This is a genomic window from Streptomyces sp. SolWspMP-5a-2 (genome assembly GCF_900091845.1).
Lineage (GTDB): Bacteria > Actinomycetota > Actinomycetes > Streptomycetales > Streptomycetaceae > Streptomyces > Streptomyces doudnae.
Map to the genome: position 1 here is coordinate 1 of NZ_FMCI01000052.1, position 15,209 is coordinate 15,209.

The window sequence follows — 15,209 nt, forward strand, 5'->3', positions numbered from 1 at the left end:
CCGCGCCTGCGCCGGGGGCCGCGCCCGCGCCCGGGGCTGTGCCCGGGTCCGCGTCCGGATCCGGGTCTGCGTCCCGGAAGCCGGGCCGGGACCGCTATCTGGACCTGCTGCGGTCCGTCGCGCTGGTCCGGGTGGTCGTCTACCACCTCTTCGGCTGGGCCTGGCTGACCGTCCTGTTCCCGTCCATGGGCGTGATGTTCGCGCTGGCCGGGTCGCTGATGGCGCGCTCCCTGAAGCGGCCGGCCCCCGGGGTGATCCGGGGCCGGATCCGCCGTCTGCTGCCTCCGATGTGGGCCTTCGGCGCGGTCGCCCTCGCGATGATGTTCGCGGGCGGCTGGCACCCCACCAAGGACCCCGACCTCGGCGGCGGCACCTGGAGCGTCGTCGAACTCCTCAACTACCTCGTCCCGGTCGGCGCCCCGCCCTACCCGTGGCACATCGGCTCCACGTCCGGCCTGCTGGAGGACACCTGGGCGGTCCAGGCGGCCGGGCCGCTCTGGTACCTGCGGGCCTACCTGTGGTTCGTGATCGCCTCGCCGCTGCTGCTGTGGGCGTTCCGCCGGGCACCGTGGGCGACCCTCCTCGCGCCGCTCGCGCTGACCGCCGTCGTCGGCACCGGGCTGGTCACCGTGCCGGGCGAGACCGGCAACGCGGTCACCGACTTCGCCGTCTACGGCGGCTGCTGGGTGCTCGGATTCGCCCACCACGACGGCCTGTTGCAGAGGATCCCGCGCTATCTCGCCGTCTCCCTCTCGTCGCTGCTGATGGCGTTCGGCCTCTGGTGGGCGTCCGGGCACCTCGGCCCCGACGGCTGGGACCTCAACGACATCCCGCTGGCCCAGGCGACCTGGTCGTTCGGGTTCGTGGTGATCCTGCTCCAGTACTCGCCCTCCTGGCGGGAGCTGCCGGGCAGGCTGGCCCGCTGGGACAGGCTGATCACCCTCTCCAACAACCGCGCCGTCACGATCTACCTGTGGCACAACCTCCTCATCATGGCCACGGTCCCGATCATCGACCTCGGCTACGACCTGCCGTTCATGGCGGACTCCCGGGCCTCGGCCGTCCTCGACACCACCTACAACCTCTGGATGTTCGTGCTGGTCTGGCCGCTGATCGGGCTGGCGGTGCTGGCCCTCGGCTGGATCGAGGACCTCGCCGCGAAGCGCGGCCCCCGGCTGTGGCCCGACGGGGCCGCACGCGGCGGGAGCCGCCGCAAGGCCTGACGCCGGGTGCTCCGAGCAGGCGCGCAACGCCGACCCGTGCGTCCCTCCGCGGACCCGCCCGTGGGAAACTTGTCCCGTTGTCTGCGCTGACGACGGTTGACACGGGGGAGCGGGTGCGATGAGCAGACGTCAGATCCAGTCGATGATGCGGGAGTTGGCCACCGGTCGGCCCGTCGAGCTGAGCAGCCCGATGTCCTCGGTGAAGAAGCTCGCCCGACTCGCCGCCGTCGCCGAGCAGTTCGGCTACGCGTACGTCGACTCCGGGCACACCGGCGCCCGCAACAACGTGCTGAAGCTGCTGCTCGCGCCCGACCTCTCCCCGCAGGCCCGTGCCCGCGCCGCCGAGAACTGGGCGCGGTTCCCGCACGCCGGGGACGGTGTCTCGCTGCCGCCCCTGGACCCCGCCGCCCTCGAACTCCTCACCGCCCGCATCCAGTTCGACCTCACGGGCCGGAACGCGGAGAAGCGGATGGGGTACGGGGTCGTCGGCGTCACCGTCGGCGCGCTGATCCTCGCGCTGCGGCTGGGCGGCACGGGGGACGACTTCGTCGGGGCCGGGGTGTTCTGGCTGTTCTGCCTCGCGGTCCTCGGGGTCGGCCTGCTCATCACCCGCAAGCGCAACGCGTCCTTCGCCGCCCGCCTCGCCGCCGCCGGGTTCACCCCGGTCCAGGACGCCACGGGCCGGGTCAGGTACCTGTCCCCGGACCACCGCGACCCGCTCGCACCGGGCCCGTACGGTCAGCCGCAGAACCCGTACGGTCAGTATCAGGCGGCGCCGTACGGCCAGCCGCAGCAGGCACCGTACGGTCAGGTCCAGGCGGCACCGTACGGCCAGTCGCAGGCGCCGTTCGGTCAGCCGCCGCCGCAGGACCCGTACGGTCAGCAGCAGGCCGCGCCGTACGGCCGTCCGCCGCAGAACCCGTACGGGCCGCCCCCGCGGAGCTGATCCGGCCGTATACCGTCGGTGACCGGCGCCCCTGGCGGCACCGCGGCGACCGTCGGCCCACGACGGCGCCCCGGCCGCGCGCGGGCCCGGCGTAACACCGGCGACACCGGGCCGACCCCGGCCCGACACGCGCCGTTGGCAGGCTCCTGCGGCACACCGGCGCAGGGCCGTGCCCCCCACCGCGCGGAACGAGAGTGATGGACGAAGGACAGCAGCACCCCGAACCCCCGGGCCCGCTCGCGGGATTCACCGTCGGCGTCACGGCCGCGCGCCGGGCCGACGAGCAGATCGCCCTGCTGCGCCGCCGCGGCGCCACCGTCCTGCACGCGCCCGCCCTGCGCACCGTGCCGCTCGCCGACGACACCGAACTGCGCGCCGCCACCGCGGACCTCGTCGAGCGGCCGCCCGACCTCGCCGTCGCCACCACCGCCGTCGGCTTCCGCGGCTGGCTGGAGGCGGCCGCGGGCTGGGGCCTGGCCGAGCCGCTCCTCGACCGGCTGCGCGGCGCCGAGGTGCTGGCCCGCGGCCCCAAGGTGAAGGGCGCGATCCGGGCCGCGGGCCTGACCGAGAGGTGGTCGCCGCCCGGCGAGTCCCTGGCCGAGGTGCTCGACCTGCTGCTCGACGAGGGCGTCGCGGGCCGCCGGATCGCTGTCCAGCTGCACGGGGAGCCGCTGACCGACTTCATGGCCGCGCTGCGGGACCGGGGCGCGGACGTCGTCGCGGTACCGGTGTACCGGTGGCTGCCGCCCCTCGACATCGCGCCGCTCGACCGGCTGCTCGACGCCACCGTCACCCGGGGCCTGGACGCGCTCACCTTCACCAGCGCGCCCGCCGCCGTGTCCCTGCTGGAGCGGGCCGAGCGGCGCGGGCTGCTGCCCGAACTCCTGGGCGTGCTGGGCAGCGCGGTCCTGCCGGTCTGCGTCGGTCCGGTCACCGCGCTGCCGCTGCGGGCCAGGGGCGTCGACACCGTCCAGCCCGAACGGTTCAGGCTGGGCCCGCTGGTGCAGCTCGTCGGCACGGAACTGGCCGATCGGTCAACGGAGTTGACCGCCGCCGGGCATCGGATGCAGATCCGGGGCCACGCGGTCCTCCTCGACGGCGTCCTCAAACCCGTTCCCCCGACCGGGATGTCCCTGCTGCGGGCGCTGTCCCGGCGGCCCGGCTGGGTGGTCCCGCGGGCCGAACTGCTGCGCGCGCTGCCGGGTTCCGGGCGCGACGAGCACGCCGTGGAGAGCGCGGTGGCCCGGCTGCGGACGGCACTCGGCGCCCCGGAGACGATCCGTACGGTGGTCAAGCGCGGCTACCGGCTGGCGACCGACCCGTCGGCGAACAGCGGCGACCAGGTGTCCGGCGGCCCCTCTGCCCCACAGGCCCCGACCACCGGCGACCTCCCGTCCGCCCCCGCCCCCGGCACCCCGTCCGCCGGCTGACCGACCGCCGGCCCGCCCGGGGACGGTCGGGGACGTCCGGCGCACCCCGCGACCGCCGTCCCGTCCGGCGACCGCCGGCGCACCCCGCGACCGGCGACCCGCCTGCCGCCGCCCCTCACCCCCCCCCACGACTGGCCCCCGTGATCGGCCCCCACCCCCATGTCCCCGGCCGAGGACCCCCATCGTGGTGTGGGCCACGCCCGTTGGAGGGTTCCGGGGGCGTGGCGGGGAAGGCACTGTAAAGGGAACGCGCGGACGCGACACGGGCAACTCCTGGGCGGTGACAGGCACATGGCACTGGGTACGGCCACGGCACCGTACGAGCTGCGGTTCGACGCCGGGCGGGTCTGCCTCGACCTCCTCGCGACCACCCACCCCGAGGAGCGGTTCGACTCCGTCCCGGTGCTGCGGGCCTGGATCGCGGGCGCGGGCCTGGTCCCGCCGGGCACCTCGCTGGCCCACGTCGACTCCTCCTGGCCGCCCGCCTTCCGGGAACTGCGGGAGCGGGTGGGCCAGTTGGTGCGGCGCGGGCTCGGCCCCGAACCCAGGACCGGCTGCGCGGGCGCCCTCGCCCGGGTCAACGAGGCGGCCCGCGCCGCGCCGCCCGCGCCCCGCGCGGTGCTGGCCGAGGACGGCGCGCTGGTGCGGGAACTGGCGGCCCCGCCGGAGTGCGCCGCGCTCCTCGGCGCGATCGCGCGGGACGCCGTCGAACTGCTCACCGACCCCGTCGCGCGGGCCGGGCTGCGGCAGTGCGCCGGGGACAACTGCCCGATCGTTTATGTCGATTCGTCCCGTGGCCGCAGAAGGCGCTGGTGCTCCAGCGAGGTCTGCGGGAACCGCGAGAGGGTCGCCAGGCACCGTCGCAGGGCGGCACTCACCCGCGCCTAGATGTCCCGTTGGCGGCTTCTGTTCCCCGGAGCGCCGGACATCGCCGACGTGATTTCGACAACACTCCGTTTGCCGCCGCCGCCTCCCGGGCATCCCCCGCGTTCTCTTCGATGTGGTGGAAATGTAAAGAACGCGCGGTGGGAATGTGCGGTCATGTCCCCCTCGTCATGACACCGCGAAGGAAACTGTCGTCCCGCGTTGAACATGACGCGCGTCACCCGCGTACCTCTCGGCGAGCGACCGACTGGGGGAACCCCCGGACATCGGAGGTGGGCGTGCGCAAGGATTCCGTCGTGGCCAATGAACGTGGATCGAGGGCCCGACATCGCATGTCCCAGCCCTCGGAACCAGATGAGGAGCTGATGCGTGCCCTGTACCGGGAACACGCCGGACCCCTCCTTGCGTACGTCCTTCGGCTGGTCGCCGGAGACCGGCAGCGAGCAGAGGACGTCGTGCAGGAAACGCTCATCCGTGCCTGGAAGAACGCCGGCCAGCTCAACCGGGCGACCGGATCGGTACGCCCCTGGCTGGTGACGGTCGCGCGCCGCATCGTCATCGACGGCCACCGCAGCCGGCAGGCCCGGCCGCAGGAGGTCGATCCGTCGCCGCTGGAGGTCATCCCCGCGGAGGACGAGATCGACAAGGCGCTGTGGCTGATGACGCTGTCGGACGCGCTCGACGACCTGACCCCGGCCCACCGGGAGGTGCTCGTCGAGACGTACTTCAAGGGGCGTACCGTCAACGAGGCCGCCGAGACGCTGGGCATACCCAGCGGCACGGTCAGGTCACGGGTCTTCTATGCCCTGCGGTCGATGAAGCTCGCACTGGAGGAGCGGGGGGTGACGGCGTGATGAGTGTCTACGGGGGAAGCGCGGGATTCGGCACGGGTGGTACGGGTATGTCAGGTGCCATGCAGGAATCCCCTGGTCCGAACGAACACGAGACCGTCGGCGCCTACGCGCTCGGGATTCTCGACGACGCGGAGGCCACCGCCTTCGAGGCGCACCTCGCCGGATGCGAGTGGTGCGCGCAGCAGCTCGACGAACTGGCCGGGATGGAACCGATGCTGGCCGCGCTGGCGGACCTGCCCGGTGCCGGTACCCCGGCGATCGGCGAGTCCCTCTCCGCGCGGCCCGGTCCGCGGCTGGCCGAGAAGCTCGTCGTCGAGGTCACGGAGAAGCGCAAGGCCCGCAGCCGCCGCAGCCTCTTCGGGCTCGCCGCGTCCGTCATCCTGATCGCCGGCGGTCCGCTCGCGGTCTGGGCGGCGACCGGCGGCTCCGACGACAAGGGCGCCGTCGAGGCCGCGGCACCGCCCGCGCAGAAGCTGTTCTCCGCGATGGCGGACAAGAGCACCGCCACGGACGCGACGACGCACGTCACCGCGACCGTCGCCACCGAGGAGAAGGCCTGGGGCACCCACGCGGTCCTCCAGCTCGGCAACGTCAAGGGCCCGCTCAAGTGCTCCCTGATCGCCGTCGGCAAGAACGGCGAGCGCGAGACGGTCAGCACCTGGTCGGTCCCGAACTGGGGCTACGGCATCAAGAACGCCACCCGCGCCGAGGCCCGCAACCCGCTCTACGTCCAGGGCGGCGCCGCCTTCACCCCCGGCGAGATCGACCACTTCGAGGTCATGACGTTCACCGGGAAGAAGCTGGTGCAGGTCGACGCGTAGCGCCGTCGGCACGGGCATCTCGCTTCCGGGGCCCCCTTCGCGTACGGTTGACGGCTGCCCAGCACGTCAGAAGGGGGCCCGGTGGCCGCTCAGGCTCAGTCGTCCGTGGTCGGACCCGTCGCGGACTCCGTCCGGGACTCGGTCCGGGACCAGGAGATCGGCGTCGAACAGGAACACCTCGACCGGGTGTACCGCCGTCTCGAGGAGAAGATCCACGAGGCCGAGTTCCTGATGGACGACGCGGCCCGGCGCGGCCAGGTCGGCACCCCGGGAGCGCTGGCCGAGCGGGACGCCCAGGTGTTCCGCGCCGGCATCCACCTCAACCGGCTCAACAACGAGTTCGAGGACTTTCTCTTCGGACGGATCGACCTGCTGCTCGGCAAGGACGGCAAGAAGGGCCCCGACGGCGCCTACACCGCCGTCGAACCCGCCGAGGGCGCCGTGCGCGACGACGCCACCGCCGACATCGCCGAGACCCTGCACATCGGCCGCATCGGGGTCCTCGACGCCGAGTACGCGCCGCTGGTCATCGACTGGCGGGCGCCCGCCGCCGCGCCCTTCTACCGCTCCACCCCGGTCGACCCCGGCCGGGTGGTGCGGCGCCGGGTCATCCGCTCCAAGGGCCGCCGGGTGCTGGGCGTCGAGGACGACCTGATGCGCCCGGAGCTGCGGGCCTTCCTGGACGGCACGGAGCTGCCCGTCGTCGGCGACGGCGCCCTGATGGCCGCGCTCGGCCAGGCCCGCGGCCACACCATGCGCGACATCGTCGCCTCCATCCAGGCCGAGCAGGACCTCGTCATCCGCGCCCCCGCGAACTCGGTGACCTACGTCGAGGGCGGCCCCGGCACCGGCAAGACCGCCGTCGCCCTGCACCGCGCCGCCTACCTGCTCTACCAGGACCGGCGCCGGTACGCGGGCGGCATCCTCATCGTCTCCCCGACCCCGCTCCTGGTGGCGTACACCGAGGGCGTGCTGCCCTCGCTCGGCGAGGAGGGCCAGGTCGCCATCCGCGCCATCGGCTCCCTGGTCGACGGCGTGACGGCCACCCTCTACGACACCCCGGCCACCGCCCGCGCCAAGGGCTCCTCGCGAATGCTGAAGGTGCTGCGCAAGGCGGCCCGCGGCGCCCTGGAGCAGGGCGACGCCCCGGCCGTGCTCCGGGTGGTGGCGTTCGGCCGCAGGCTGGAACTCGAGGCCCCCGAGCTGGAGCGGATCCGCCAGAGCGCCCTCGGCGGCACCGCCCCGGTCAACCTGCTGCGCCCGCGCGCCCGCAGGCTGCTCCTGGACGCCCTCTGGGAGCGGTCGGGCGCCGGTTCCCGGCACACCGACCCGGAGCTGGCCGCCGAGCTGCGCTCCTCCTTCGACGAGGACGTCACGGGCGAGGACTCCTTCGTCGCGTTCCTGGACGCCTGGTGGCCCGAGCTGACCCCGGTCGGCGTCCTGACCGCGATGTCCGACGAGCGGCGCCTGGGCCGCTGGGCCCGCCGGGTCCTCAACCCGGGCGAGGTCCGCCGGGTGGCCCGCTCGCTGCGCCGGGACGGCCGCACCGTGCACGACATCGCCCTGCTGGACGAGCTGGAGGCGATCCTCGGCCTCCCGGCCCGCCCGCGCAGAAGACGCGAGGCGGACCCGCTGGACCAGCTCACCGGCCTGGAGGAGCTGATGCCGGTCCGCGAGGAGACGCAGCGCGAGCGGGCCGAGCGGCTCGCCCAGGAGCGCACCGAGTACGCCCATGTCATCGTCGACGAGGCGCAGGACGTCACCCCGATGCAGTGGCGGATGATCGGCCGCCGCGGCAGGCACGCCACCTGGACGGTCGTCGGCGACCCGGCCCAGTCCTCCTGGTCCGACGTCGACGAGGCCGCACAGGCCCGTGACGAGGCCCTCGGCAGCCGTCCGCGCCGCCGGTTCGAGCTGACCGTCAACTACCGCAACCCGTCCGAGATCGCCGAACTCGCGGCCCGGGTGCTGGCCCTCGCGATGCCCGGCGCCGTCTCCCCGCGCGCCGTGCGCTCCACCGGCGTGCGCCCCCGGTTCACCGGTCCGTCCGGCACGCTGGCCCAGACGGTCCGCGCGGAGGCGGCCCGGCTGCTCGGCCTGGTCGACGGCACCGTCGGCGTCGTCGTGGCGATGAACCGGCGCGAGGAGGCCGCCCACTGGGTGGCCGGGCTCGGCGACCGCGTGGTGGCGCTGGGCAGCCTGGAGGCCAAGGGCCTGGAGTACGACGCGACGGTCGTCGTCTCGCCCGCGGAGATCGCCGACGAGTCCCCGGCGGGCCTGCGGGTGCTCTACGTGGCGCTGACCCGGGCCACCCAGCAGCTGACGATCGTCTCCGGCGAGCGCGACGAGCCGGACGCCGACGGGGTCCCCGACCTGCTGCGCGACTGAGCGCCGGGGGACAGCAGAAGGCCGGGGCCCGCACCGTGTGATCGGTGCGGGCCCCGGCCTCGTGTCTACGACACCGGCCCGCCATGCTCGCCTCGCGGCAAGTGGTCGCTCGTAGCGACGAAGGTTGGGCCCGGGGGCTTGGATCGAGCCGGTGTCACGTCCACGGTAACAAACGATGCCCGCAAGGCAATTCCCCTCAGCCGAGTTCGTCGTCCGGTCGGCGGTCAAGCTTTCGCCATCCCGCTAAATCTCGTATGGTGGAAACAGTTTTCCGAAAAGGCGACTCTGTCTGTGAACAAAACGTCCGCAACCCAGGGCGGCTACCACGTACTCAGGGGTAGGTGCGACGATCGGACGGCATACAGAGCGACACGGCTACACGGTGAAAGCAGAGGAAGTCGGCCATGGCTACGGCGCCCAGCGTCTCCTACTCGATGACGGTCCGGCTGGAGGTGCCCGCGAGCGGAACCGCGGTCTCCCAGCTCACCACGGCCGTGGAGTCCTCCGGAGGCTCGGTGACCGGCCTCGACGTCACCGCCTCCGGCCACGAGAAGCTCCGGATCGACGTCACGATCGCGGCGTCGTCGACCAACCACGCGGACGAGATCGTCGAGGAACTGCGCGGCATCGAGGGGGTGACCCTCGGCAAGGTCTCCGACCGTACCTTCCTCATGCACCTCGGCGGCAAGATCGAGATGCAGTCCAAGCACCCCATCCGCAACCGCGACGACCTCTCGATGGTCTACACCCCGGGCGTGGCGCGCGTCTGCATGGCGATCGCCGAGAACCCCGAGGACGCCCGCCGCCTCACCATCAAGCGCAACTCGGTTGCGGTCGTGACGGACGGCTCCGCCGTGCTCGGCCTCGGCAACATCGGCCCCAAGGCCGCGCTGCCGGTCATGGAGGGCAAGGCGGCCCTCTTCAAGCGGTTCGCCGGCATCGACGCCTGGCCGCTCTGCCTCGACACCCAGGACAGCGACGAGATCGTCGCCATCGTCAAGGCGATCGCCCCCGGCTTCGCGGGCATCAACCTGGAGGACATCTCCGCCCCCCGCTGCTTCGAGATCGAGGCCCGGCTGCGCGAGGCCCTCGACATCCCCGTCTTCCACGACGACCAGCACGGCACCGCCATCGTCGTCCTCGCCGCCCTGAGGAACGCGCTGCGCGTCACCGACAAGGCGATCGAGAACATCCGGGTCGTCATGTCGGGGGCGGGCGCCGCCGGTACGGCCATCCTCAAGCTGCTGCTGGCCGCCGGGGTGAAGAACGCCGTCGTCGCGGACATCCACGGGGTCGTCCACTCCGGCCGCGAGGACCTGGTCGGCGCCGCCGCCGAGTCGCCGCTGCGCTGGATCGCCGACAACACCAACCCCGAGAACCTCACGGGCACCCTCAAGGAAGCCGTTCGCGGCGCCGACGTCTTCATCGGCGTCTCCGCCCCGAACGTGCTGGACGGCGCCGACGTCGCCGCCATGGCCGACGGCGCCATCGTGTTCGCGCTCGCTAACCCGGACCCCGAGGTCGACCCCGCGGTGGCCCGCGAGACGGCCGCGGTGGTGGCCACCGGGCGCTCCGACTTCCCGAACCAGATCAACAACGTGCTGGTCTTCCCCGGCGTCTTCCGCGGCCTGCTCGACGCGCAGTCGCGCACCGTCAACACGGACATGATGCTGGCCGCCGCGAACGCGCTCTCGGACGTCGTCACGGAGGACGAGCTGAACGCGAACTACATCATCCCGAGCGTCTTCAACGACAAGGTCGCCGGTGCCGTCGCGGGCGCCGTCCGGGACGCGGCCAAGGCGGCGGGCGTCGCCCAGTAGGCAGCCGCGGCAAGCGGTTGTCAGAGGCGCGGCGTAGTGTGCAAGGGCTGTGAGCATCACCACCCATGGCCCCTGCACGGCGCGTCGCGGAACCCTGCCCCGACGAGCGCCCTCTAGGGTGGCGGGCGCGCGCAGGCCCTTCCGGGTGACTCCCCAGGGGTGCTCTCACGACTCCTACGAGTGCCGGATTGGCTTTCCCGCAGCAGGTAGGGGCAGGATGCGTCCCTGGGCGCGAGCGCATCGGCTTTCACAGCGCCTATACATGCGGCTTCGCCGCGTGGCACGCGTCAACGGCAAGAAGAACACGGGAGTAACAACATGAACCGCAGTGAGCTGGTGGCCGCTCTGGCCGACCGTGCCGAGGTGACCCGCAAGGACGCCGACGCCGTTCTGGCCGCGTTCGCCGAGACCGTCGGCGAGATCGTCGCCAAGGGCGACGAGAAGGTGACCATCCCCGGCTTCCTGACCTTCGAGCGCACCCACCGTGCCGCTCGCACCGCGCGCAACCCGCAGACCGGCGACCCGATCCAGATCCCGGCGGGCTACAGCGTCAAGGTCTCCGCGGGCTCGAAGCTGAAGGAAGCCGCCAAGGGCAAGTGATCTCGCCGTCCGCCCACCGCGGGACGGTGAGCGGCGCGTAGCGCAGAACGCCAATGGGGCGGCGCCCGGTCTACGGGCGCCGCCCCAACGCGTTGCCGCCCGGCCGGGAGACCGGCGGGCGCCCCGGTCGCCGTCGCGGCCGGGGCGGGCGTGGTCAGCCGAGCGCCTTGCCCGGCAGCTCCACCTTCGCCCCCAGCTCGACGAGCTTCTCCATGAAGTTCTCGTAGCCGCGGTTGATCAGGTCGATGCCGTGCACCCGGGACGTGCCCTGGGCGGCGAGCGCGGCGATCAGGTAGGAGAAGCCGCCGCGCAGGTCGGGGATGACCAGGTCGGCGCCCTGGAGCCGGGTGGGGCCCGACACCACCGCGGAGTGCAGGAAGTTGCGCTGCCCGAAACGGCAGTCCGAGCCGCCCAGGCACTCGCGGTACAGCTGGATGTGGGCACCCATCTGGTTCAGCGCGGAGGTGAAGCCGAGCCGCGACTCGTACACCGTCTCGTGGACGATGGACAGGCCCGTGGCCTGCGTGAGCGCCACCACCAGCGGCTGCTGCCAGTCGGTCTGGAAGCCCGGGTGGACGTCCGTCTCCAGCGCGATCGACTTCAACTGCCCGCCGGGGTGCCAGAAGCGGATGCCCTGGTCGTTGATCTCGAACGCCCCGCCCACCTTGCGGTAGGTGTTGAGGAACGTCATCATCGACCGCTGCTGCGCGCCCCGGACGAAGATGTCGCCCTCGGTCGCGAGCGCCGCGGACGCCCAGGAGGCCGCCTCCAGCCGGTCCGGCAGGGCGCTGTGGTCGTAGCCGCCGAGGCTGTCCACGCCGGTGATGCGGATGGTGCGGTCGGTGTCCATCGCGATGATGGACCCCATCTTCTGGAGGACGCAGATCAGGTCCTCGATCTCCGGCTCGACGGCCGCGTTCGACAGCTCCGTGACGCCCTCCGCGAGCACCGCCGTCAGCAGCACCTGCTCGGTCGCGCCCACCGACGGGTAGGGCAGCCGGATCTTCGTGCCGCGCAGCCGGGTCGGCGCCTCCAGGTACTGCCCGTCCTCGCGCTTCTCGATCCGCGCGCCGAACTGCCGCAGCACGTCGAAGTGGAAGTCGATGGGCCGGCCGCCGATGTCGCAGCCGCCGAGCCCGGGGATGAAGGCGTGGCCGAGACGGTGCAGCAGCGGGCCGCAGAACAGGATCGGGATCCGGCTGGAGCCCGCGTGGGCGTCGATGTCGGCGACGTTGGCGCTCTCCACGTGCGTCGGGTCCATCACGAGTTCGCCCGGCTCCTCACCCGGACGGACCGTCACCCCGTGCAGCTGCAGCAGTCCGCGTACGACCCGCACGTCGCGGATGTCCGGAACGTTGCGCAGCCGACTCGGCCCGCTGCCGAGCAGCGCGGCGACCATGGCCTTCGGTACGAGGTTCTTCGCACCGCGGACCCGGATCTCGCCCTCCAGCGGGGTTCCGCCGTGGACAAGCAGGACGTCATCAGAGCCGTTGACGGTCATGTATCTCGCGTTCCGATAAGTGGGGCAGGGCCAGAAGGGAAAGGGTAGTCGCCGCCCACCCCCCTTCTGTAAGCCCACGGACCGCACGGCCCTGTCATAGCTGTGTCACAGCACGCAGAGCACGCGCGGGGACACGTCGTGTCACGGCGCGCCGCGTGCGCCCGCGACGCGTCGTTGCGCCCTGAGCTGCATTCACTCCCTGACGCCCATTGCCTCCCCACGCGGAGCGAAGATGCGGGATCATGTCTGCCATGACCGAGGTGTCCTCGCTCACAGGGCGGCTGCTCGTGGCCACGCCCGCCCTGGCGGACCCGAACTTCGACCGCGCGGTCGTGCTCCTCCTCGACCACGACGAGGAGGGCTCCCTCGGCGTCGTCCTCAACCGGCCCACCCCGGTGGACGTCGGCGACATCCTGGAGGGCTGGGCCGAACTGGCGGGCGAGCCCGGCGTCGTCTTCCAGGGCGGCCCGGTCTCCCTCGACTCCGCCCTCGGGGTCGCCGTCATCCCGGGCGGTCCGGCCGGGCCCGCGGCGCCGCTCGGCTGGCGCCGGGTCCACGGCGCGATCGGCCTGGTCGACCTGGAGGCACCGCCCGAGCTGCTCGCCAAGGCGCTCGGCAGCCTGCGGATCTTCGCCGGGTACGCGGGCTGGGGCCCGGGGCAGCTCGAGTCGGAGCTGGGCGACGGCGCCTGGTACGTCGTCGAGTCCGAGCCGGGGGACGTCTCCTCGCCCGCCCCGGAGCGGCTCTGGCGCGAGGTGCTGCGGCGCCAGCGCAACGAGCTGGCGATGGTCGCCACGTATCCGGACGACCCTTCGCTCAACTGACGGGTGCGCGCTTCAGTACCCTTGGCTCCCATGAGCACTCTTGAGCCCGAGCGCGGGACTGGTACGGGGACCCTCGTAGAGCCGACGCCGCAGGTGTCCCACGGCGACGGCGACCACGAGCGCTTCGCCCACTACGTCCAGAAGGACAAGATCATGGCGAGCGCCCTCGACGGCACGCCCGTCGTGGCGCTGTGCGGCAAGGTGTGGGTGCCGGGCCGCGACCCGAAGAAGTACCCCGTCTGCCCCATGTGCAAGGAGATCTACGAGTCCATGAGCGGTGGCGGCGACGAGGGCAAGGGCAAGGGCGACAAGTAACCCCACCCGTCCGGGCTCCCCGAGGCCCCCGCGGTGCGCCTGCGCGCACCCGGGGGCCTCTCGCATGTCACGAAGTGGTGGAGACCTCTTGTGGGCATGTTCATGTACTCCTTAGCCTCCGGGGTGTTGTACAGAGCGAAACACTCATTGCATGCCTTGCAACGCACCCCCGGAGGACCCGCTCCATGACGTTCGCCCCCCGACGCGCCGGGCTGCTGACCGCCCTGCTCGCCGCCGCCCTCACCGCCACCGCCTGCGCCCCGCAGACCTCTTCCGACTCCTCGTCCGGCAAGGACCAGAAGGACGGCACCCTGCGGGTGTGGCTGTTCCAGGAGGTCGGCAACAAGCCCAAGGAGAAGGTCGCCGACTCCGTCGTCGCCGACTTCGAGAAGGCGCACCAGGGGACCAAGGTCGCCATCGAGTACATCCCGGTCGAGACCCGCGCCCAGCGCGTCAAGGCCGCCTTCAACGACCCCGCCTCGGCGCCCGACGTGATGGAGTTCGGCAACACCGACACCGCCGGGTACGTCCACGACGGCGGACTCCTCGACGTCACCGCGGACTTCGCCGACTGGAGCGAGGCCAAGGACAGCGACCCCACCGCCAAGCAGTCGGTCACCGTCGACGGCAAGGTCTACGGCGTCCCCTTCTACGTCGGCGTCCGCGCCCTGTACTACCGCACCGACATCTTCCGGGAACTCGGCCTGAAGGCGCCCCGGTCGATGGCCGAACTCGCCACCACCGCCCGCAAGATCCGCGCCGCCGAGCCCGGCCTCTACGGCCTCGTGGTGGGCGGCGCCTACACCTACGGCGCGATGCCGTTCGTCTGGGCCAACGGCGGAGAACTCGCCACCGGCAAGGGCGGCTCCTACGCCTCCGCCATCGACAGCGCCGACGCCCGCAAGGGCATCAAGGCCTACACCGGCCTCTTCGGCGACGACAACTGCCCCGCCGCCAAGTGCGCGGGCATGGGCGGCAACGACACCGTCACCGCGTTCGCGGCCGGCAAGGCGGGCATGGCGATCGGCGGCGACTTCAGCCACGCGGCCGTCGAGGCGGGCAAGGTCAAGGGCAAGTACGCGGTCGTGCCGCTGCCCGGCGTCGCCTCCGGCTCCGTCGCGCCCGCGTTCGCCGGCGGCAACAACATCGGCGTCCTCAAGAGCACCTCGCACCGCACCCTCGCCGTCGACCTGATGGAACGGCTCGCCGCGAAGAAGACCCAGAGCGCCATGTTCGACGCCATGGGCTTCCTGCCGACGTTCACCGACGTCCGCGACCGGATCGCCGCCAAGCACCCCTACGTCAAGCCGTTCGCCGACACCCTCGCCGCGGGCACCAAGTTCGTCCCCGCCTCGCCCGCCTGGTCGCAGATCGACTCCTCGCTGGTCCTGCCGACCATGCTCCAGGAGGTCGTCAGCGGCAAGAAGGACGTCGAGAAGGCCTCCGCCGACGCCGCCAGGAAGATGAACGACGCCTTCGGCTCCGCCGGGTGACGCCGGTGACCACCGACACCCCCGTGGCCGCGCCCCCGGGCCGGACCCGGCCCGCGGACGGCCGGTCGCGCAGCTCACCCCGCCCGCCGCGCCGCCCCGGCCGCCCCGG

13 protein-coding genes are annotated in these 15,209 nt (G+C 72.6%); 12 read left to right on the forward strand and 1 reads right to left on the reverse strand.

Going from position 1 to position 15,209, the window contains the following annotated elements:
* The 9 genes from GA0115242_RS05010 to GA0115242_RS05050 form a co-directional block, all read left to right on the forward strand.
* On the forward strand, positions 1 to 1,223 hold a 1,223-nt coding region (locus GA0115242_RS05010), incomplete at its 5' end, for an acyltransferase family protein (protein WP_237548842.1).
* Between the two features lie 118 nt (positions 1,224 to 1,341).
* Complete coding sequence (locus tag GA0115242_RS05015) at positions 1,342 to 2,169, forward strand: hypothetical protein (RefSeq protein WP_093824902.1); 828 nt, start codon at positions 1,342 to 1,344, stop codon at positions 2,167 to 2,169.
* Positions 2,170 to 2,366: 197 nt separating this feature from the next.
* Positions 2,367 to 3,599: a uroporphyrinogen-III synthase gene (locus GA0115242_RS05020; RefSeq protein WP_093824904.1), complete on the forward strand. Its 1,233-nt coding sequence runs from the start codon at positions 2,367 to 2,369 to the stop codon at positions 3,597 to 3,599.
* A 291-nt stretch (positions 3,600 to 3,890) separates the two neighbouring features.
* Entirely contained in the window at positions 3,891 to 4,487 is a 597-nt protein-coding gene (locus GA0115242_RS05025; protein ID WP_093824906.1) for a CGNR zinc finger domain-containing protein, read from the forward strand.
* A gap of 329 nt (positions 4,488 to 4,816) precedes the next feature.
* Positions 4,817 to 5,338 (forward strand): sigma-70 family RNA polymerase sigma factor, encoded by a 522-nt coding sequence (locus tag GA0115242_RS05030; protein ID WP_010039908.1) that lies wholly within the window; start codon positions 4,817 to 4,819, stop codon positions 5,336 to 5,338.
* A 59-nt stretch (positions 5,339 to 5,397) separates the two neighbouring features.
* Positions 5,398 to 6,159 carry an anti-sigma factor family protein gene (locus GA0115242_RS05035; protein WP_161353005.1) on the forward strand — a complete coding sequence of 254 codons (762 nt, stop codon included), beginning with the start codon at positions 5,398 to 5,400 and terminating at the stop codon, positions 6,157 to 6,159.
* A gap of 81 nt (positions 6,160 to 6,240) precedes the next feature.
* Positions 6,241 to 8,547, forward strand: coding sequence for a HelD family protein (locus GA0115242_RS05040; RefSeq protein ID WP_176729746.1), 2,307 nt, complete (start codon positions 6,241 to 6,243; stop codon positions 8,545 to 8,547).
* A 404-nt stretch (positions 8,548 to 8,951) separates the two neighbouring features.
* Positions 8,952 to 10,367 (forward strand): NAD-dependent malic enzyme, encoded by a 1,416-nt coding sequence (locus tag GA0115242_RS05045; protein WP_093824914.1) that lies wholly within the window; start codon positions 8,952 to 8,954, stop codon positions 10,365 to 10,367.
* A 318-nt stretch (positions 10,368 to 10,685) separates the two neighbouring features.
* Positions 10,686 to 10,967, forward strand: coding sequence for an HU family DNA-binding protein (locus tag GA0115242_RS05050; protein ID WP_007382399.1), 282 nt, complete (start codon positions 10,686 to 10,688; stop codon positions 10,965 to 10,967).
* A 154-nt stretch (positions 10,968 to 11,121) separates the two neighbouring features.
* On the opposite strand, the gene murA is transcribed toward GA0115242_RS05050, so the two are convergent.
* The gene (murA, locus tag GA0115242_RS05055; RefSeq protein ID WP_093824916.1) at positions 11,122 to 12,468 is read right to left on the reverse strand and encodes a UDP-N-acetylglucosamine 1-carboxyvinyltransferase; all 1,347 of its coding nucleotides are present in this window, start codon (positions 12,466 to 12,468) and stop codon (positions 11,122 to 11,124) included.
* A 251-nt stretch (positions 12,469 to 12,719) separates the two neighbouring features.
* Here murA and GA0115242_RS05060 point away from each other — a divergent pair, with 251 nt between their 5' ends.
* From GA0115242_RS05060 to GA0115242_RS05070, 3 genes are all read left to right on the forward strand, one after another.
* On the forward strand, positions 12,720 to 13,292 hold the full coding sequence (locus GA0115242_RS05060; protein ID WP_093824918.1) for a YqgE/AlgH family protein: 573 nt from the start codon (positions 12,720 to 12,722) through the stop codon (positions 13,290 to 13,292).
* A gap of 30 nt (positions 13,293 to 13,322) precedes the next feature.
* Positions 13,323 to 13,607: a DUF3039 domain-containing protein gene (locus GA0115242_RS05065; RefSeq protein WP_093824921.1), complete on the forward strand. Its 285-nt coding sequence runs from the start codon at positions 13,323 to 13,325 to the stop codon at positions 13,605 to 13,607.
* A gap of 185 nt (positions 13,608 to 13,792) precedes the next feature.
* Positions 13,793 to 15,100, forward strand: a complete 1,308-nt coding sequence (locus tag GA0115242_RS05070; protein WP_093824923.1) for an extracellular solute-binding protein — start codon at positions 13,793 to 13,795, stop codon at positions 15,098 to 15,100.
* The last annotated feature ends 109 nt before the right edge of the window (positions 15,101 to 15,209 follow it).